The organism is Pseudomonas sp. C5pp (genome assembly GCF_000814065.1).
Lineage (GTDB): Bacteria > Pseudomonadota > Gammaproteobacteria > Pseudomonadales > Pseudomonadaceae > Aquipseudomonas > Aquipseudomonas asiatica.
Genome location: NZ_JWLN01000016.1, coordinates 53,918 through 71,412, shown reverse-complemented (window position 1 = coordinate 71,412; position 17,495 = coordinate 53,918). Strand labels below are relative to the sequence as shown.

The window sequence follows — 17,495 nt, the reverse complement described above, 5'->3', positions numbered from 1 at the left end:
ATATTTCAATCCAGCAACATCTTGTCATGTTTAACTTGACACCAAGCTACCCATCGTTTTTTATTTTCACCACTTTGCGCGCTCCCCCGCGCCCCCGCTGCTCCAACAATAAAGGTGAACAACATGGAGCCCACCCGCTCGCCCTTGCCGCATGCGCAGTACACCGTGCCCGCCGTTTACGCCCAGCCGCAGGAGCCATGCCAGCATGCAGCCTGACCACAGCGCTTCCGGCAACGGCCAACTCCGTAAAACCCTGCGTCTCTGGCACGTGATCATCATCGGTCTGGCCTACCTGACCCCGATGACCGTGTTCGACACCTTCGGTATCGTTTCCGGGATTACTGCCGGCCACGTACCCAGCGCCTACATCCTGGCACTGGCCGGGATCCTGTTCACCGCCGTGAGCTACGGCACCTTGGTAAGGCGCTTCCCGCAGTCGGGCTCGGCCTACACCTACACCCAGCGCGCGATCAACCCGCACGTCGGCTTCCTGGTCGGCTGGTCGTCGTTGCTGGACTACCTGCTGCTGCCAATGGTCAACGCCTTGCTGGCCAAGCTGTACCTTTCGGCCATGTTCCCGGAAGTACCGGAGTGGATGTGGGTGGCCGGCTTCGTCACCCTGATCAGCCTGATCAACATGCGCAGCGTGAACCTGGTGGCGCACTTCAACCTGCTGTTCGTGGCCGTGCAGGTGGCGATCATCGCCGTGTTCATCTACCTGTGCGTGCGCGGCCTGGACCAGGGTGAAGGGCTAGGTACCGCCTGGAGCCTGCTGCCGTTCGCCGACAATCAGACCCAGCTCAGCGCCCTGGCCGCCGGTGCGACCATCCTGTGCTTCTCGTTCCTCGGCTTCGACGCGGTGACCTGCCTGTCCGAAGAAACCCGCGACCCGGGCAAGACCATCCCTCGCGCGATCTTCCTCACCGCCCTGATTGGCGGCCTGGTGTTCATCACCGTGTCGTACTTCATCCAGGCCTACTTCCCGACCATGTCCCGTTTCCACGACCAGGAAGCGGCACTGCCGGAAATCGCCCTGTACGTCGGCGGCAAGCTCTTCCAGTCGATCTTCATCGCCTGCACCGTGATCAACACCATCGCCTCGGGCCTGGCCTCGCAGACCAGCGTATCGCGCCTGCTGTACGTGATGGGCCGCGACAATGTGATCCCGGCCAGCCTGTTCGCCCGCCTGCACTCGCGTTACAAGACGCCAGTGCTGAATATTGCGGTGGTGGGGCTGATTTCGCTGTCGGCGATCTTCTTCGACCTGGTTACCGCCACCTCGATCATCAACTTCGGTGCACTGGTCGCGTTCAGCTTCGTCAACCTGTCGGTGATCAACCACTGCTATCTGCGTGAAGGCAGGCGCCAGGGACTTGCCAACCAGCTGACGTACCTGGTGGCCCCGACCATCGGCTTTTGCATCATCGTCTCGCTGTGGCTGGACCTGAACGCACATTCGCTGCTGTTCGGTGGCGTCTGGGCACTGCTTGGCCTGCTGTACCTGGCCTGGCTGACCAAAGCCTTCAGGGACTCCCCTCCCAACTACATCGCTGAATGACCCATGCTGCCGACAACGCCCGCGCCTGATCGCGGGCGTTGCATTTGCTCGAAAAGGAAAGCCCTCATGCCGCTGCGTCGCCTCTCCATCCAGTGGAAGATCACCCTGCTCACCGGCCTCTGCCTGCTGGCCATCGTCGCCCTGCTGGTAACCACATCGCTGGCCCAGGCGCGGCGCAGCGCGGCATTGGTCAACCAGGCCAATACCGAAATGCTCGACAGCAGCGCACGCCTGCGCCTGCAGGCCCATGCCGAAACCCAGGCCCTGCGCATCCAGCGCTATTTCATGGACGCCTACCAGTACGGCAATGGCTTTGCCCGCCTGGTGCAGGTGCTCAAGGCTCGTGGCGGCAACGACCTGCGCGCCGAACTGACGCGCCAGGCCCGCGCCAGCCTGGCCGGCAACCCGGATGTGATCGGCCTGTACCTGGTGTTCCAGCCCAACGCACTGGACCCGGACAGCCAGTACCTCGGCCAGGATGCAATGGGCAGCAATGAGAGCGGGCGCTTCTCGCTGTACTGGTCACAACCCAGCCCCGGCACCCTGGAGCTTGAAGCCATGCCGGAATCGATGCTCGGAGACGCCAGCATCGGCAGCAACGGGGTAGCGAAGAACCGCTGGCTGACCTGCCCGCAGGACACCGCCAGAACCTGCATGCTCGAGCCATATCTCGACGAGGTGAATGGCCGCCAGGTACTGATGACCAGCATCGCCCTGCCGCTGCTGGAGCACGGCAAGGTGGTCGGCGTGGTCGGTCTGGACATCGGCCTGGCCAACCTGCAGCAGTTGAGCGTGGACGGCCGCCGGGAGCTGTTCGACGGCCAGGGCCAGGTCAGTATCGCCAGCGCAGCCGGTTTGCTGGCCGGCAACAGCCGCGACGACAGCAAGCTCGGCGAGCCGATGGACAAGGCGGTAGCCGACGGCCTGCTACGTGTTGCCCACCCGTTCACGCCAATCCCTGATGCAGCCCCTTGGCAGGTATTGCTGGAACTGCCGGAAAGTGTGCTGCAGGCGCCTGCCGTCGCCCTCAACCAGCGCCTGGATGCGCACAACCACAGCGCCAACCTCACCAGCCTGCTGGTTGGCCTGGGCGCTGCGGTAGTCGGTTTGCTGCTGGTGTGGCTGACCGCACGCGGGGTGACCCGGCCAATCCTGGCCGTGGCCGCGCGCCTGGAAGACATCGCCAGCGGCGAAGGCGACCTTACCCGCCGCCTGGACTACGCCCGCCAGGACGAACTGGGCCAGCTTACCGGTTGGTTCAACCGCTTTCTCGACAAGCTGCAGCCAGTCATAGCCCAGGTCAAAGGCTCACTGCAGGAAGCCCGCGGAACCGCTGACCAGTCGGCAGCCATCGCCAGCCAGACCAGCAGCGGCATGCAGCAACAGCACCGCGAAATCGAACAGGTGGCCACCGCCGCCAATGAAATGAGCGCCACCGCCCTGGATGTCGCCCATAACGCCTCGCAGGCGGCCCAGGCCGCACGCGCTGCCGACCAGGCCAGCCACGAGGGCCTGCAGCTGATCGACAGCACCCGGCAGGGCATCGACCGCCTGGCCGCTGGCATGAACACCGCCATGGACGAGGCGCGCGCGCTGGAAGGCCGCAGCGGGCAGATCGGATCGGTGCTGGAAGTGATCCGCACCATTGCCGAGCAAACCAACCTGCTGGCGCTCAACGCCGCCATCGAAGCCGCCCGTGCAGGCGAAGCCGGGCGTGGTTTTGCCGTGGTGGCAGATGAAGTGCGTGGTCTGGCCCAGCGTACCCAGTTGTCGGTGGAGGAAATTCGCCAGGTCATCGAAGGCTTGCAGCAAGGCACCCAGGATGTGGTGGGCGCGATGCAGCAAGGCCAGCGCCAGGCCCAGGACAGCGCCGCGCGGATGGAACAGGCGCTGCCGGCGCTACAACGTATTGGCGAGGCAGTGGCAGTGATCAGCGACATGAACCTGCAGATTGCCTCGGCGGCTGAAGAGCAGAGCGCCGTAGCCGAAGAGGTGAACCGCAATGTGGCCGGCATTCGCGATGTGACCGAATCGCTGGCAGGCCAGGCTGATGAGTCGGCGCGGATCAGCCAGGCCCTGAACCGGCTGGCCAACCAGCAGCAGGCGCTGATGGAGCAGTTCCGCGTCTAACCTGTCAGGGCCTCTTCGCGGGTAAACCCGCTCCCACAAGGCCCGGCGCTGCCTTCAAGGTCAGAGCATAACCCTGTGGGAGCGGGTTTACCCGCGAAGAGGCCAGCACATTCAACATAGCAGCAGGGCTATTTACCGAGCACAATCATGCAAACCCCAACCAGATCTTCCTTCTTCGACATCACCAGCGAACAGGGCCTGTTACGCACCTCGATCGCCGTCACCCTGTTCATCGCCGTCATCGGCATCGCCTTCGGCCTGGCCTCCGGCTCGTTCTCCATCGTATTCGACGGCGTCTATTCGCTGGTCGATGCCAGCATGAGCGGGCTGTCGCTGGTGGTGGTCAGGCTGATTACCGCGCACACCACCAGCGTGCAGATGTCACGCAAGTTGCGTGAGCGCTTCACCATGGGCTTCTGGCACCTGGAGCCGATGGTGCTGGCGCTCAACGGCATCCTGCTCAGCGGCGTGGCCATCTATGCGCTGATCAACGCCGTCAGCAGCCTGCTGCAAGGCGGGCGCCACCTGGAGTTCGGCATCGCCATGGTCTACGCGGTGCTGACCGTGATCGCCTGCGTGACCATCGCTGTTGTCGAGGCCCGCGCCAACCGCAAGCTGGGCTCGGACTTCGTGCGCATGGACGTCAAGGGCTGGGTGATGTCGGCCAGCATCACCGCCGCGCTGCTGATCGCCTTCTGCTTTGGCTATGCGGTACAAGGCACATCGCTGGAGTGGGTGTCGCCGTATATCGACCCGGCGGTGCTGGCGTTGGTCTGCCTAGTGATCGTGCCGTTGCCGATGTCGGTGGTGCGCCAGGCCCTGTCGGAAATTTTCCTGGTGACCCCTGGCGACCTCAAGCTGCACGTGGATGAAGTCGCCAAGGCCTTCGTCGCACGCCATGGGTTGCAGTCGTACCGCGCCTATGTAGCCAAGGTCGGGCGCTCGCGGGAGATCGAACTGTATTTCATCGTGCCGAAGGCCATGGCCGCGAAAACCATCGATGAATGGGATGCGTGGCGCAACGAGATCGGTGATGCCGTGGGTGGTGAAGGGCCGGACCGCTGGCTGACGGTGGTGTTTACCGGGGATCCGGAGTGGGCTGAGTAAGCTGGCTTGCCTGCGATGAGGCCAGTACAAGCAGCCGAAAACGAAAAAGCCCGCCACCGTTGCCGGTAGCGGGCTTTGACGTACTGCATATGGTGGGTCGTGTAGGATTCGAACCTACGACCAATTGGTTAAAAGCCAACTGCTCTACCAACTGAGCTAACGACCCGTTGGATGGCGCGTATAATACTGATTTCTAACGAGAAATCAACACCCCATCAAACTTTTTTCAAAAGTACCGCGTCGGGTCTTCGACACCAGCTGCCTTGAAGCCGTCGGCACGCAGGCGGCAGCTGTCGCATTTGCCGCAGGCACGGCCGTCATCATCAGCCTGGTAGCAGGAAACGGTCAGGCTGTAATCCACACCGCGAGCCATGCCGGCCTGCACGATCTGCGCCTTGCTCAGGTTCTGCAGGGGCGCCTGGATACGGAAGCCCTGCCCTTCGACGCCGGCCTTGGTCGCCAGGTTGGCCATGCGCTCGAAGGCTTCGACGAACTCGGGGCGGCAATCGGGGTAGCCGGAGTAATCCACGGCGTTCACACCAATGAAGATGTCGCGGGCTTCCAGCACCTCTGCCCAGCCCAGGGCCAGGGACAGGAACACAGTGTTGCGCGCCGGCACGTAGGTGACCGGGATTCCTTCACCCGGGGTTTCCGGTACGTCGATGCTGCTGTCGGTCAATGCCGAGCCACCGATGCCGTCCAGGTTCAGGCCAATCACCTTGTGCTCGACCACGCCCAAGTCACGGGCAACGCGGGCGGCGGCGTTCAGTTCGGCGCGGTGGCGCTGGCCGTAGTCGAAACTCATGGTGTAGCAGCTGTAGCCTTCGGCCTTGGCCATGGCGACCACGGTGGCCGAGTCCAGGCCGCCGGACAACAGGATTACTGCGCGTTTGTCGGTCATGTGTGCTTGCTCCTCAATCAACGTCCGGGTTCGTCGTTCCACAGCAGCTTGTGCAGCTGCAGCTGGAAGCGTACGGGCAGGTTGTCGGCGACGATCCAGTCCGCCAGCTCGCTGGCGTTCACCTGGTGGTGGCTGGGCGAGAACAACACCTCGCCGGCACGCTCGGCCAGGTTGTACTGGATCAGCTTGGAGACCGCCCAGTCATAGTCCTCACGGGAACAGATGACGAACTTGACCTGGTCGTTGCGGGTCAGCTGCTCGATGTTCTCGTAGCGGTTACGGTGCGACTCTTCGGAGCCTGGGGTCTTCAGGTCGACCACGCGGCTGACGCGGGTGTCGGTGCCGGCAATATCCAGCGCGCCGCTGGTTTCCAGCGACACTTCGTAACCGGCGTCACACAGGCGCTGCAACAGCGGCAAGGCGTTGGGCTGGGCCAATGGCTCGCCGCCGGTGACGCAAACGTAGCGCGGCTTGAAGCCGGCGACCTGCTCAAGGATCGAATCGAGGGTGCGAACGGTGCCGCCACTGAAGGCATAGGCACTGTCACAGTACTGGCAGCGCAGGGGGCAACCGGTGAGGCGCACGAATACCGTGGGCAACCCAGCCGTTCGCGTTTCACCCTGCAAAGAGTAAAAGACTTCGGTGATGCGTAATGTGTCTTGCATGCTCGCCACGGGCGTGACAGCTAAACAGGCTGCCCGCCTCCGTCAGGCACTGTCGCGGACTCGACATAGCGTTATCCGCAGCAGCGTGTTTACGAAAAAAGGGCATTGATTCTAACGAAAAAACCCGCGACAAGCGCGGGTTTCTTTCAAGCGGTACTGTTTAGAGCTTTTGCAGGTCACGCTGGGCCAGTTGCGCGGCGGAGGTGCCGGGGTACTGGGTGATGACCTGCTGCAGGATACCCTTGACCTTGTCGGTGTGGCCCATGCGGCGCTCGACGTCGGCCAGCTTGTACAGCGAATCCGGCACCTTGCTGTGCTTCGGATACTTCTGGCTGACCTGGGCAAAGGCCTGGCTGGCAGCCGGCAGGTCGCCCTTGGCCAGGTTCACTTCACCCAGCCAGTACTGGGCATTGCCGGCGTACTGGCTGTTGGGATACTTGCGCAGGAAGGCGTTGAACGCCTGGCTGGCCTTGTCGAAGTCTTTCTGCTTGATCAGGTCGAAAGCGGCATCGTAGTAGAGCTTTTCTTTCGCCGGATCACCGGGCTCGCTACTGGCGGCCGGTTGTTGCGCAGCAGCACCTGCTGCTGCATCGGGGGCGGCATTGGATGCACCACCACCGGAGGAATTGTCAGGGGTCGCGGCAGGCGCGGCGCCACTGTTGATGCGACGGTCCAGGTCCTGGTAACGCTCCAGGTTTTCCTGCTTCATGCGCGACACATCGTTCTGCAGCTCTTCGATGATGCCTTGCTGGCGGGAAAGCTGATCCTGCATCTGTTGCAGCTGCATGAACAGCTGGCCCTGTGCAGAGGCAGGGGCCGAAGCCCCTGACCCGGCATAGGCGCCGCTCGTGCCATAACCCGCAGGCGGATAGCTGCCTGCGTTGTCATCAACTACAGGGACCTCAGCCCAGGCCGCGAGCGGCAGGCTGAGTGCGAGGACGGTTACTACACGGCGGCACATACGCATAAGAACTTACTTACGCAGTTCTACGCGACGGTTCTGAGCCCAGGACTGCTCGTCGTTGCCAGTGGCAACCGGACGCTCTTCACCGTAGGAGACCAGTTCCAGCTGAGCAGGGGAAACGCCCTGCAGAACCAGGTAACGCTGAACGGCCTTGGCACGACGCTCACCCAGAGCCATGTTGTACTCGCGGGTGCCGCGCTCGTCGGTGTTGCCTTCCAGGACAACGCGGTTGCCGTTGGCTTTCAGGTCCTTGGCGTGAACGTCCAGGGCGCGCATGGCTTCTGGCTTCAGGTCCGAGCTGTCGTATTCGAAGTAGAAGGTGGTGATTGCGCGCAGGGCAGCTTCTTCGCTCAGGGAGCCGTCAACAGCGCCAGTGTTGGCACCGTAGCCAGCGTTCGGATCTACAGCAGCGCCTTCGCCTGCGTTGTCACCGCCCTTCGAGGAGCAACCTACAGCTACGGCCATGGCCAGAGCCAGCGCAGCAAATTTACCAAACTTCAGCATTTCCATCGTGAAACTCCTAATGAAACCCCAGTGTGTTAAGCAAAAGTATTACGCCGCAATCAGTTCAGGTAAGGGGACCAGGACGGTTCTCTGACTTCGCCTTGAGCGGTAGGAAGTGGGAGCCTCACGCGGCCATTAAGCGACACGAGCATCAAGACTCCCCGGCCCTGCTGGCGGGTGGCGTAGATTAGCATGGTGCCGTTTGGCGCAACAGTGGGAGACTCATCAAGACTCGTTTCAGAGAGAATCTTTACACTTCCGCGTTGCAAATCCTGGGCCGCAACTTTGAAGTTGGTGAAGCCCTGCTGGCGATGGATCATCACCAGGGTCTTTTCGTCCGCCGACAGTTTCGGGTTGGCGTTGTAGTTACCCACGAAAGTTACACGCTCGGCACCACCGCCACCGACCGACTGCTTGTAGATCTGCGGCTTGCCGCCACGGTCGGAGGTGAAGTACAGGGTGTTGCCATCCTTGCCCCAGAACGGCTCGGTGTTGATGCCCGGGCCAGCGGTGACACGGCTGATCTGGCGCGAAGCCACGTTCATCACGTAGATGTCCGGGTTGCCGTCCTTCGACAGCACGAACGCCAGGCGCGTGCCATCCGGCGACCAGGCTGGCGCACCGTTCAGGCCTTCGAAGTTGGTGACCTGCTCGCGGCGACCGGTATCGATGTGCTGGACGAAGATGCGCGGACGCTTCTGCTCGAACGAGACATAGGCGATGCGCTTGCCATCCGGTGCAAAGCGTGGCGACAGGATCGGCTCGCGCGATTGCAGCAGGGTCACCGCACGTGCACCGTCATAGTCCGAACGCTGCAGGGTATAGCGGGTGTTGTTGGTGGAGAAGCGCTCGGCCGTCACGTACAGCATACGGGTGGAGAAAGCACCCTTGATGCCGGTGAGCTTCTCGAACGACTGGTCAGCAATGTAGTGCGCCATGTCGCGCAGCTGGTCGACGCTGCCCGCCACGCTACCGGTCAGCACTTGCTGCTCGGTGGCGACGTTGAACAGCGCGTACTGCACCTGCAGGCGACCGCCCGACGGCACGATGCTGCCAACCATCACGTACTGCGCACCCAGCGCTTTCCAGTCACGGAAGATCACTTCGCTGGCCTGCGACGGCTGGCTGATCATGTTCTGCCGCGGAATCGGCGAGTAGTAGCCGGAGTTGCGCAGGTCGTTGCCGATGATGTCGGCCATGTCTTCCGGCAGCACGCTGCCGCCTTGCAGACCGAACGGCACTACCGCGATGGGCGTGGCCCGGTCGCTGCCGCTGGTGACCAGGATGTTCTTTTCCTCTGCCACGGCCATGCCTGCCACGCAGCACAGCATGACCAGCAGTCCTCTCAGACGTTTAATCACAACGCTAGATCCTCAGGTGTAAATGTCATCTTGAACGAACGATATTGGTTGAAATCGCTCGGCTTCATACCCTGCATCTCGGTCAGACGACCGATGTTCTTCACTGCTGCCACCGCCGAGCTGTCGTACGGGCCGTCACCACTGGACCGGGCCACGCTGACGCTGGTGATGGTACCGTCCGGCAACATGTTGATCTGCAGGACCACCGTCATGCCCTTGCGCGCGGAAGGCGGACGAGCCCAGCCCTCGGCCGCGCGCATGCGAATCAGGTCGTCGAAGTCGCCGGCCACCTGGTCACCCTGCTCGTCGGCCAGCGCCTGCTGCCGTTCGGTGGTGTCGGACAACAGCTCGGCCAGGGCCTGGGCTTTCTTGTCTTCCGCCGCCTTGCGGGCCGCTTCCTGTGCCTTTTTCTTCTGGGCATCTGCAGCGGCCTTTTTCTTGGCCTCTTCAGCTGCCTTCTTCTTCGCTTCCTCGGCTACCGCTTTCTTCTTGGCGTCCTCGGCTGCTTTCTTCTTGGCCTCTTCGGCCGCCTTTTTCTTGGCGTCCTCGGCGGCTTGTTTCTTCGCCTCTTCAGCGGCCTCTTTCTTGGCCTCTTCTTCGGCTTTTTTCTTTTCTTCCTCGGCCTTCTTCTTGGCGATGTCGGCCTGCTGCTTCTCGGCAGCCTTCTTCGCCTCTTCGGCCTTCTTGGCTTCGGCGGCTTTCTTGGCCTCGGCGGCCTTGGCGGCCTCGGCAGCTGCCTCGGCTTTCTTGGCTTCGGCGGCCTCGCGGGCCTCCTCGGCCTTTTGAGCAGCGTCGGCTTTCTTTTGTTCCGCGGCCTTCACGGCCTCCTGCTCGACCTTCTTCTGTTCCAGCTGCTCGACTTCGGTCTGGCGCGAAGCGGTTTTCTTCGCTTCCCCGGCAATCTTCTGATTGGTCTGGGTGGTCGCCTGGCTCTTGGACTTGAGCTGGTACAGGGTAGCCTGGACGATCGGCTTGGATGGCGGCAGCTCAGGCGTCATGGCAAAACTGACGAACAGCAGGGCGAACACCAGCACATGCAGGCCGATGGCCCAGATACTGGGCCAGAAGTAGCTTTCCGAGGCGGATGGCTCTCGCTGTTGCATCAGGGCGCCTCGGTAATCAGGCCAACGTTACCGACACCGGCCTTCTGCAACCCGCCCATGGCACCCATGACCGCGCCATAGTCGACAGCCTTGTCGCCACGAATGAACACCTGGGTCTGCTTGCCCTGGTCACGGCCGGCGGCAATGATCTTGGTCACCGCGTCGGTCATGGCTGGCAAGGTCATGGCCTTGTCCATCTGCTTGTCGGTATCGACTTCGCTGCCGAGGTTCCAGTAGTAGGTCTTGTCGGCCTTGATGGAGATGGTGAGGATCTGGACGTTGTTGTCCTGCGGCAAGGCTTCACTGGAAACCTTGGGCAGGTCTACCTTGACGCCCTGGTTGAGCATGGGCGCCGTCACCATGAAGATGACCAGCAGTACCAGCATCACGTCGATGTAGGGCACCACGTTCATCTCGGCGACGGGCTTGCGTTTGTGGCGAACTCGGGCCATGGGCTTCTACCTGATTACTCTTCGCTGGTGTGCACTTTGCGGTGCAGGATCGCCTGGAACTCGTCGGCGAAGGTGTAGTAACGGCCGATCAGCACTTCGCTGCGCGCCGAGAAGCGGTTGTAGGCGATGACCGCCGGAATTGCCGCGAACAGGCCGATGGCGGTGGCGATCAGCGCTTCGGCAATACCCGGGGCGACCGTGGCCAGGGTGGCCTGCTGGGCACTGGCCAGGCCGCGGAAGGAGTTCATGATGCCCCATACGGTACCGAACAGGCCGATGTACGGGCTGGTAGAACCGACGGTGGCCAGGAACGGCAGGCTCTGCTCGAGTTTTTCTTCCTCGCGCGAGATGGCTACGCGCATGGCACGGGCAACACCCTCCATGACCGCGTCCGGGTCAACGCCAGGCTGCTGGCGCAGGCGCGAGAATTCCTTGAAGCCGGCACGGAAGACCTGCTCGACACCGGAATCCGGGTCTGGGTTGCTGCCTGCCTGACGGTACAGCTTGGACAGGTCGATGCCCGACCAGAAGCGCTCCTCGAAGGCATCCAGCGCACGACGACCGGCGCGCAGCATGGTGCTGCGCTGGAAGATCATGACCCATGAGGTGACCGAGGCGGCCACCAGGGTCAGCATTACCAGCTGTACCAACACGCTGGCATTGCTGACCAGACTCCACATGGAGGTATGGTCGACGACGTTAGCTTCCACGCTTATTCTCCTGCATTCGATTGAGTACCCGAGCCGTCCGCCACAAAGGCGTCACGCAGCTCCGGGGGTATGGCTCGGGGTTTGAAAGTGTCGGCGCGCACGGCGGCCACCAGGAACTGCCCTTCGCAGAGCAGCGTTTCATCCTTTTCCCGCCAGACCTGCTGCACGAAGCGCAGGCTGGCGCGATTGAGTTCAAGTACTTGCGCGGTCACCCGCAACTCGTCGTCCAGCCGCGCCGGCGCGTGATAGCGCGCTTCGCTGGAGTGGACCACGAACAGCAGGTTGTCTTTGGCCAACTGCGCCTGGGAAAAGCCCAGGTGCCGCAGCCGCTCGGTACGCGCGCGCTCCATGAATTTCAGGTAATTGACGTAATACACCACGCCACCGGCATCGGTATCTTCGTAATAGACTCGACAACGGTGTGCGAACGGTTCCAGGCCATTTTGCGCGCGCATACTCTAGTGCTTACTCCTCAGCTTGCCAATCCGCTGTGGCAACTGTTTTTTCTTCATTAATGTCTTATTGCCAGCGCACCCTCGGCATGCCAGCGGTAGGACCACGAAAAGCCGTTTTCGATCTGTCACTCATCGCCCGTTTCGGAAAAATCCCCACCCTCCCCCAGGCGCCCGGGCACGTTCAGGCCGAAGTGCAGGTAGGCATGTCGGGTGACCACGCGGCCGCGCGGCGTGCGCATGATGTAGCCTTGCTGGATCAGGTACGGCTCGAGCACGTCCTCGATGGTGTGGCGCTCTTCACTGATGGCTGCCGCCAGGTTGTCCACGCCGACCGGGCCACCGTCGAACTTCTCGATCATGGTCAGCAGCAAGCGGCGGTCGGAGTGGTCAAAACCGCGCTCGTCGACGTCCAGCAGGTTGAGCGCCATGTCGGCCACGGCCTTGGTGATCTGGCCCTTGCCGCGCACTTCGGCGTAGTCGCGCACGCGGCGCAGCAGGCGGTTGGCGATACGTGGCGTGCCACGGGCCCGGCGGGCGATCTCGTAAGCACCTTGGTCTTCGATGGCCAGGCCAAGGATGCCGGCCGAACGGCTGACGATGGTGGCCAGGTCCTTGTCGCTGTAGAACTCCAGGCGCTGGACGATACCGAAGCGGTCCCGCAGCGGGTTGGTGAGCATGCCGGCACGGGTGGTGGCACCGACCAGGGTGAACGGCGGCAGGTCCAGCTTGATCGAACGGGCCGCAGGCCCTTCGCCGATCATGATGTCGAGCTGGAAGTCCTCCATCGCCGGGTACAGCACCTCTTCGACGACCGGTGACAACCGGTGGATCTCGTCGATGAACAGCACGTCGTGCGGTTCGAGGTTGGTCAGCATGGCCGCGAGGTCGCCCGGGCGCTCGAGGATAGGCCCCGAAGTGCTCTTGACCGACACGCCCATTTCCTGGGCGATGATGTTGGCCAGGGTGGTCTTGCCCAGGCCGGGCGGGCCGAAGATCAGCGTGTGGTCGAGTGACTCGCTGCGGCCACGGGCGGCCTGGATGAACAGCGCCATCTGCTCGCGCACCACCGGCTGGCCGATGTACTCGTCCAGCCGCAGCGGGCGGATCGCACGGTCCTGGACTTCTTCACGGTCGCGGCCACTGGCGGCGATCAGGCGGTCGGCTTCGATCACTTGGTAATCATCCCTTTCAGGCTGCGGCGGATCAGCTCCTCACTGCTCAGGCCGGCCTTGTCCTTGATCGCGGCGATCGCCTTGCTGGCTTCCTGCGGCTTGTAGCCCAGCGAAACCAGGGCGCTGACGGCATCGGCTTCGGCCGTGGATGCGCTGGCGACCGGCAGCGGCCCGTCGGAGACCAGGGTGAACATGGCCGGGGAGGTTTCCCAAGCCTTGAAGCGGTCCTTGAGCTCGACCAGCAGGCGTTCGGCGGTCTTCTTGCCGACACCGGGCACGCGCACCAGAGCCGAAGTATCCTGGGCCTGCACGCAGCGCACCAGCTCGTCCACTTCCAGCCCGGACATGAGCGCCAAGGCCAGCTTTGGCCCTACGCCGTTCAGGCGGATGAGCTCGCGGAACAGCTCACGCTCACGCTTTTCGGCAAAACCGTAGAGCAGGTGAGCATCCTCGCGCACCACCAGATGGGTGTGCACGGTTACGGGTTCGCCCACCTTGGGCAGACGGTACAGCGTGGTCATGGGAACTTCCAGTTCGTAACCTACGCCGTTGACGTCGATAATCAGGTGCGGCGGCTGTTTTTCCGCCAGGGTGCCGCGCAAACGTCCAATCACGTTCCGATCCTTCCTCTCGGGGAGCCGGTCAAAGACCGCTCAACCCTATCAGCAAATGCAGCGGGTGAACGCATCACCCGAACAAAATGTGTATCAGCGCATGAAGCGCCTACAGACGCAAGCGCCCGCCGCGCCGCCGTGCCGTGGCCAGACCATGCGGCACCAGGCTGGAACGGGTGTGGGCGTGGCACAGGGCGATAGCCAGGGCGTCGGAAGCGTCGATCTGCGGCTTCTGCGTCAGTTTCAGCAGGTGCATGACCATCATCATCACCTGCTCCTTGTTCGCCCCACCGGTACCGGCTACCGCCTGCTTGACCTGGGTGGCGCTGTATTCGGCGATTTCCAGGCCGGCTTCGGCGGCGGCGACGATGGCTGCGCCACGGGCCTGGCCGAGCTTGAGCGCCGAGTCGGCGTTACGGGCCATGAACACCCGCTCGATGCCCATGGTTACCGGGCCGTGCTGGGCGATGATTTCACCCACGCCACGAAAAACGATCTGCAACCGCTCGTGCAGCTCGCCGCTGCCGGTGCGAATACAGCCCGACGCCACGTATTCGCAACCACGGGCGGTCTGGCGTACCACGCCATAGCCGGTGATGCGCGAGCCGGGGTCGATACCAAGAATCAGAGTCATAGTGCCTGTCGAAAAATTGATGCATCTCTGCAAACTGTACCGGCCCTTTCGCGGGTAAACCCGCTCCCACAGGTACTGCACCGACTCTGAATGTGGTGCAGTACCTGTGGGAGCGGGTTTACCCGCGAAAGGGCCGGTACAGGCGCTGACAAACTTGGAGAACTGGCATGGATCGCCAGGACACCTTAGCCGAGGTTTTCCATGATCTCATCGGAAATCTGGGCATTGGAGTAGACGTTCTGCACGTCATCCAGGTCTTCGAGCATGTCGATCAGCTTGAGTACTTTCTCGGCACCGTCCTGGTCGAGTTCGGCGCTGGTGGTCGGCTGCATGACGATTTCCGCGTCAGCGGCCTTGAAGCCCGCCTCTTCCAGGGCATTGCGCACGGCGTAGAAGCTGTTGAACGAGGTGAACACGTCGAACGAGCCGTCGTCGTTGGCCACCACGTCGTCGGCATCGGCTTCCATCGCCGCTTCCATCAGCGCGTCTTCTTCCACGCCCGGAGCAAAGCTGATCTGCCCCTTGCGCTCGAAGAGGTAGGCCACCGAACCGTCGGTGCCCAGGTTGCCACCACACTTGGTGAAGGCATGACGCACGGCGGCGGCAGTACGGTTGCGGTTGTCTGTCATGGCCTCGACCATGATCGCCACGCCACCCGGACCGTAACCTTCGTAACTGAGCTCTTCGACGTTGTCGCTTTCGTTGGTACCGGCACCACGGGCCACGGCACGATCAATGATGTCGCGGCTCATGTTGGCACCCAAGGCCTTGTCCAGCGCCAAACGCAGGCGCGGGTTGGATGCCGGGTCAGCACCACCCTGCTTGGCAGCGACCGTCAGTTCACGGATCCACTTGGTGAAGATCTTGCCTCTCTTGGCATCCTGGCGCTCTTTGCGGTGCTTGATGTTCGCCCACTTGGAATGACCAGCCATAACGACTCCGAATCCTTTGAATCACAAACAGCCCCGCCCCTGTACGGGGCGGGACGGGAAATTGCCTGCGCCGGAACGCAAAGGCGCATCCATGTGGATGCGCCCGGGGACTGCTTACTCGACCTTGGTCTGTTCGCGCAGTCGGATGTGCAGCTCGCGCAGGGCCTTGGCGTCGACCAGGCCAGGGGCCTGGGTCATGACGCACGCGGCGCTCTGGGTTTTCGGGAAGGCGATCACTTCACGAATCGACTGGGCACCGGTCATCAGCATGACCAGGCGGTCCAGGCCGAAGGCCAGGCCACCGTGAGGCGGTGCACCGAACTTCAGGGCGTCGAGCAGGAAGCCGAACTTCTCTTCCTGTTCTGCCGCTTCGATGCCCAGCAGGCGGAACACGGCCTGTTGCATCTCTTTACGGTGGATACGGATCGAACCGCCACCCAGCTCGGTACCGTTCAGGACCATGTCGTAGGCACGGGACAGGGCCACGGCCGGGTTGGCCTCGAGCTCTTCCGGGGTGCACTTCGGCGCGGTGAACGGGTGGTGCAGCGCGGTGAAGCTGCCGTCCTCGTTCTCTTCGAACATCGGGAAATCGACCACCCACATCGGTGCCCACTCGCAGGTCAGCAGCTCGAAGTCGTGGCCCAGGCGGATACGCAGCGCGCCCAGGGCTTCGCTGACCACCTTGAACTTGTCGGCACCAAAGAACACGATGTCGCCGTCAACGGCGCCAACGCGGTCGAGGATGGTGTTGAGGTTGGCCTCGGGGATGTTCTTGACGATCGGCGACTGCAGGCCTTCGACACCCTTGGCGCGCTCGTTGACCTTGATGTAGGCCAGGCCCTTGGCACCGTAGATACCCACGAACTTGGTGTACTCGTCGATCTTGCTGCGCGGCATGCTGGCGCCGCCAGGCAGGCGCAGGGCGGTAACGCGGCACTTCGGATCGTTGGCCGGGCCGGCGAACACCTTGAAGTCGACATCCTTGAGCTGGTCGGCAACGTCGACCAGTTCCAGCGGGATACGCAGGTCCGGTTTGTCAGAGCCGTAGCGGCGCATGGCTTCTTCGAAGGTCATGTGCGGGAATTCGCCGAATTCCAGGTCCAGCACTTCCTTGAACAGCTTGCGGATCATGCTTTCGGTCAGGCCCATGATCTCGCTTTCATCGAGGAAGCTGGTCTCGATGTCGATCTGGGTGAATTCCGGCTGGCGGTCGGCACGCAGGTCTTCGTCACGGAAGCACTTGGCGATCTGGTAGTAGCGGTCGAAGCCGGCGACCATCAGCAGCTGCTTGAACAGCTGCGGCGACTGCGGCAGGGCGAAGAAGCTGCCGGCGTGGGTACGGCTAGGCACCAGGTAGTCACGCGCGCCTTCCGGGGTGGCACGGGTCAGGATCGGCGTCTCGACGTCAAGGAAGCCGTTTTCGTCGAGGAAGCGACGGATGCTGCTGGTGATACGCGAACGCAGGCGCAGCTTGTCGGCCATTTCCGGGCGACGCAGGTCGATGAAACGGTAGCGCAGGCGGGTTTCTTCGCCGACGTCGGAGTATTCGTTCAGCGGGAACGGTGGGGTTTCCGCTTCGTTGAGCACGTTCAGCTGGTAGCCGAGGATCTCGATGGCGCCGGAAGCCATGTTGGCATTCACCGCACCCTCAGGGCGCTTGCGGACCTTGCCGGTGATCTGCACGACGTATTCGCTGCGCACGCGGTCGGCAGCGGCGAAGGTTTCGGCGCGATCCGGGTCGAACACGACCTGGGCCATGCCTTCGCGGTCACGGATGTCGAGGAAGATCACCCCGCCGTGGTCGCGGCGACGATGGACCCAGCCGCAAAGGGTGACTTCCTGGCCGTCCAGGCTCTCGTTCAGTTGGCCGCAATAATGGCTGCGCATCATGATGGTGGTTTCGCTTCTCGTGATTCGTGTATTCGGTGGAGGCCTTGGCCGCCCGGAGAGGGCTAATACTGCAAGACCCGGTCACAGCATTCAACTCAGTCGGCCTTGTCGCCGCCTGCCAGATTCTTTTTCGCCCCGGTCTTGAAATCGGTTTCGTACCAACCGTTACCGCTCAGGCGGAAGCCTGGCACCGACAGCAGCTTCTTCAGCGCTGGCGCCTGGCAGGCCGGGCAATCGGTCAGCGGCGCGGCGCTGATCTTCTGCAGCACTTCCATGCGGTGCTCGCAGGATGCACATTGATAGTCATAAAGGGGCATGGGTGTCTCTCGTCAACCACAACGCT

18 protein-coding genes, 1 tRNA gene and 1 pseudogene are annotated in these 17,495 nt (G+C 62.6%); 4 read left to right on the top strand and 16 right to left on the bottom strand.

What is annotated here, in order from left to right; all coding sequences use genetic code 11:
- Positions 1 to 205 precede the first annotated feature (205 nt).
- From RR51_RS15005 to RR51_RS14995, 4 genes and pseudogenes are all read left to right on the top strand, one after another.
- Complete coding sequence (locus tag RR51_RS15005) at positions 206 to 1,558, top strand: APC family permease (protein ID WP_013973798.1); 1,353 nt, start codon at positions 206 to 208, stop codon at positions 1,556 to 1,558.
- A 3-nt stretch (positions 1,559 to 1,561) separates the two neighbouring features.
- Positions 1,562 to 2,830: pseudogene (locus tag RR51_RS31950) on the top strand (PDC sensor domain-containing protein); the annotation flags it as partial.
- Positions 2,831 to 2,932: 102 nt separating this feature from the next.
- Positions 2,933 to 3,688 carry a methyl-accepting chemotaxis protein gene (locus RR51_RS31945; protein ID WP_442961523.1) on the top strand — a complete coding sequence of 252 codons (756 nt, stop codon included), beginning with the start codon at positions 2,933 to 2,935 and terminating at the stop codon, positions 3,686 to 3,688.
- A 147-nt stretch (positions 3,689 to 3,835) separates the two neighbouring features.
- A complete protein-coding gene (locus RR51_RS14995) occupies positions 3,836 to 4,795 on the top strand; it encodes a cation diffusion facilitator family transporter (RefSeq protein WP_039613965.1) in 960 nt (319 codons plus the stop codon).
- 90 nt (positions 4,796 to 4,885) lie between these two features.
- Here RR51_RS14995 and RR51_RS14990 read toward each other — a convergent pair.
- The 16 genes from RR51_RS14990 to RR51_RS14915 all read right to left on the bottom strand — a co-directional run bounded on the left by RR51_RS14990 (position 4,886) and on the right by RR51_RS14915 (position 17,469).
- Positions 4,886 to 4,961 (bottom strand) — tRNA-Lys (locus RR51_RS14990).
- A gap of 60 nt (positions 4,962 to 5,021) precedes the next feature.
- Entirely contained in the window at positions 5,022 to 5,696 is a 675-nt protein-coding gene (gene queC / locus RR51_RS14985; protein ID WP_015271467.1) for a 7-cyano-7-deazaguanine synthase QueC, read from the bottom strand.
- 17 nt (positions 5,697 to 5,713) lie between these two features.
- Positions 5,714 to 6,361, bottom strand: a complete 648-nt coding sequence (queE, locus tag RR51_RS14980; RefSeq protein WP_015271468.1) for a 7-carboxy-7-deazaguanine synthase QueE — start codon at positions 6,359 to 6,361, stop codon at positions 5,714 to 5,716.
- Between the two features lie 160 nt (positions 6,362 to 6,521).
- The gene (gene ybgF, locus RR51_RS14975; RefSeq protein ID WP_004375252.1) at positions 6,522 to 7,328 is read right to left on the bottom strand and encodes a tol-pal system protein YbgF; all 807 of its coding nucleotides are present in this window, start codon (positions 7,326 to 7,328) and stop codon (positions 6,522 to 6,524) included.
- A 6-nt stretch (positions 7,329 to 7,334) separates the two neighbouring features.
- Complete coding sequence (gene pal / locus RR51_RS14970) at positions 7,335 to 7,835, bottom strand: peptidoglycan-associated lipoprotein Pal (RefSeq protein ID WP_003254755.1); 501 nt, start codon at positions 7,833 to 7,835, stop codon at positions 7,335 to 7,337.
- Positions 7,836 to 7,888: 53 nt separating this feature from the next.
- The gene (gene tolB / locus RR51_RS14965) at positions 7,889 to 9,160 is read right to left on the bottom strand and encodes a Tol-Pal system beta propeller repeat protein TolB (RefSeq protein ID WP_038408273.1); all 1,272 of its coding nucleotides are present in this window, start codon (positions 9,158 to 9,160) and stop codon (positions 7,889 to 7,891) included.
- Positions 9,161 to 9,186: 26 nt separating this feature from the next.
- The gene (tolA, locus tag RR51_RS14960) at positions 9,187 to 10,293 is read right to left on the bottom strand and encodes a cell envelope integrity protein TolA (RefSeq protein ID WP_013973804.1); all 1,107 of its coding nucleotides are present in this window, start codon (positions 10,291 to 10,293) and stop codon (positions 9,187 to 9,189) included.
- On the bottom strand, positions 10,293 to 10,745 hold the full coding sequence (gene tolR, locus RR51_RS14955; RefSeq protein ID WP_003254760.1) for a protein TolR: 453 nt from the start codon (positions 10,743 to 10,745) through the stop codon (positions 10,293 to 10,295). The genes tolA and tolR overlap by 1 nt, the downstream gene beginning before the upstream one ends.
- Positions 10,746 to 10,759: 14 nt before the next feature.
- Entirely contained in the window at positions 10,760 to 11,455 is a 696-nt protein-coding gene (gene tolQ, locus RR51_RS14950; RefSeq protein ID WP_015271471.1) for a protein TolQ, read from the bottom strand.
- Positions 11,456 to 11,457: 2 nt separating this feature from the next.
- On the bottom strand, positions 11,458 to 11,910 hold the full coding sequence (gene ybgC / locus RR51_RS14945) for a tol-pal system-associated acyl-CoA thioesterase (RefSeq protein ID WP_023662944.1): 453 nt from the start codon (positions 11,908 to 11,910) through the stop codon (positions 11,458 to 11,460).
- Between the two features lie 125 nt (positions 11,911 to 12,035).
- Positions 12,036 to 13,082, bottom strand: a complete 1,047-nt coding sequence (gene ruvB / locus RR51_RS14940) for a Holliday junction branch migration DNA helicase RuvB (RefSeq protein ID WP_004375289.1) — start codon at positions 13,080 to 13,082, stop codon at positions 12,036 to 12,038.
- Positions 13,079 to 13,696, bottom strand: coding sequence for a Holliday junction branch migration protein RuvA (gene ruvA / locus RR51_RS14935; protein WP_015271473.1), 618 nt, complete (start codon positions 13,694 to 13,696; stop codon positions 13,079 to 13,081). The genes ruvB and ruvA overlap by 4 nt, the downstream gene beginning before the upstream one ends.
- A gap of 109 nt (positions 13,697 to 13,805) precedes the next feature.
- Positions 13,806 to 14,330: a crossover junction endodeoxyribonuclease RuvC gene (gene ruvC, locus RR51_RS14930; protein WP_004375291.1), complete on the bottom strand. Its 525-nt coding sequence runs from the start codon at positions 14,328 to 14,330 to the stop codon at positions 13,806 to 13,808.
- Between the two features lie 185 nt (positions 14,331 to 14,515).
- Positions 14,516 to 15,262, bottom strand: a complete 747-nt coding sequence (locus tag RR51_RS14925; protein WP_013973810.1) for a YebC/PmpR family DNA-binding transcriptional regulator — start codon at positions 15,260 to 15,262, stop codon at positions 14,516 to 14,518.
- 114 nt (positions 15,263 to 15,376) lie between these two features.
- The gene (gene aspS / locus RR51_RS14920) at positions 15,377 to 17,152 is read right to left on the bottom strand and encodes an aspartate--tRNA ligase (protein ID WP_023661313.1); all 1,776 of its coding nucleotides are present in this window, start codon (positions 17,150 to 17,152) and stop codon (positions 15,377 to 15,379) included.
- Between the two features lie 95 nt (positions 17,153 to 17,247).
- Complete coding sequence (locus RR51_RS14915) at positions 17,248 to 17,469, bottom strand: FmdB family zinc ribbon protein (RefSeq protein ID WP_003254776.1); 222 nt, start codon at positions 17,467 to 17,469, stop codon at positions 17,248 to 17,250.
- Between the last annotated feature and the right edge of the window lie 26 nt (positions 17,470 to 17,495).

What these genes read in the sequence shown, in the direction of transcription:
- RR51_RS14925 (WP_013973810.1), bottom strand. Translation starts at nt 15,262, where the DNA reads ATGGCTGGTCATTCCAAGTGGGCGAACATCAAGCACCGCAAAGAGCGC.
- ybgC (WP_023662944.1), bottom strand. Translation starts at nt 11,910, where the DNA reads ATGCGCGCGCAAAATGGCCTGGAACCGTTCGCACACCGTTGTCGAGTC.
- ruvC (WP_004375291.1), bottom strand. Translation starts at nt 14,330, where the DNA reads ATGACTCTGATTCTTGGTATCGACCCCGGCTCGCGCATCACCGGCTAT.
- RR51_RS31945 (WP_442961523.1), top strand. Translation starts at nt 2,933, where the DNA reads ATGCAGCAACAGCACCGCGAAATCGAACAGGTGGCCACCGCCGCCAAT.
- RR51_RS15005 (WP_013973798.1), top strand. Translation starts at nt 206, where the DNA reads ATGCAGCCTGACCACAGCGCTTCCGGCAACGGCCAACTCCGTAAAACC.
- aspS (WP_023661313.1), bottom strand. Translation starts at nt 17,152, where the DNA reads ATGATGCGCAGCCATTATTGCGGCCAACTGAACGAGAGCCTGGACGGC.
- queE (WP_015271468.1), bottom strand. Translation starts at nt 6,361, where the DNA reads ATGCAAGACACATTACGCATCACCGAAGTCTTTTACTCTTTGCAGGGT.
- RR51_RS14995 (WP_039613965.1), top strand. Translation starts at nt 3,836, where the DNA reads ATGCAAACCCCAACCAGATCTTCCTTCTTCGACATCACCAGCGAACAG.
- queC (WP_015271467.1), bottom strand. Translation starts at nt 5,696, where the DNA reads ATGACCGACAAACGCGCAGTAATCCTGTTGTCCGGCGGCCTGGACTCG.
- RR51_RS14915 (WP_003254776.1), bottom strand. Translation starts at nt 17,469, where the DNA reads ATGCCCCTTTATGACTATCAATGTGCATCCTGCGAGCACCGCATGGAA.
- tolB (WP_038408273.1), bottom strand. Translation starts at nt 9,160, where the DNA reads ATGCTGTGCTGCGTGGCAGGCATGGCCGTGGCAGAGGAAAAGAACATC.
- ybgF (WP_004375252.1), bottom strand. Translation starts at nt 7,328, where the DNA reads ATGCGTATGTGCCGCCGTGTAGTAACCGTCCTCGCACTCAGCCTGCCG.
- tolR (WP_003254760.1), bottom strand. Translation starts at nt 10,745, where the DNA reads ATGGCCCGAGTTCGCCACAAACGCAAGCCCGTCGCCGAGATGAACGTG.
- tolA (WP_013973804.1), bottom strand. Translation starts at nt 10,293, where the DNA reads ATGCAACAGCGAGAGCCATCCGCCTCGGAAAGCTACTTCTGGCCCAGT.
- pal (WP_003254755.1), bottom strand. Translation starts at nt 7,835, where the DNA reads ATGGAAATGCTGAAGTTTGGTAAATTTGCTGCGCTGGCTCTGGCCATG.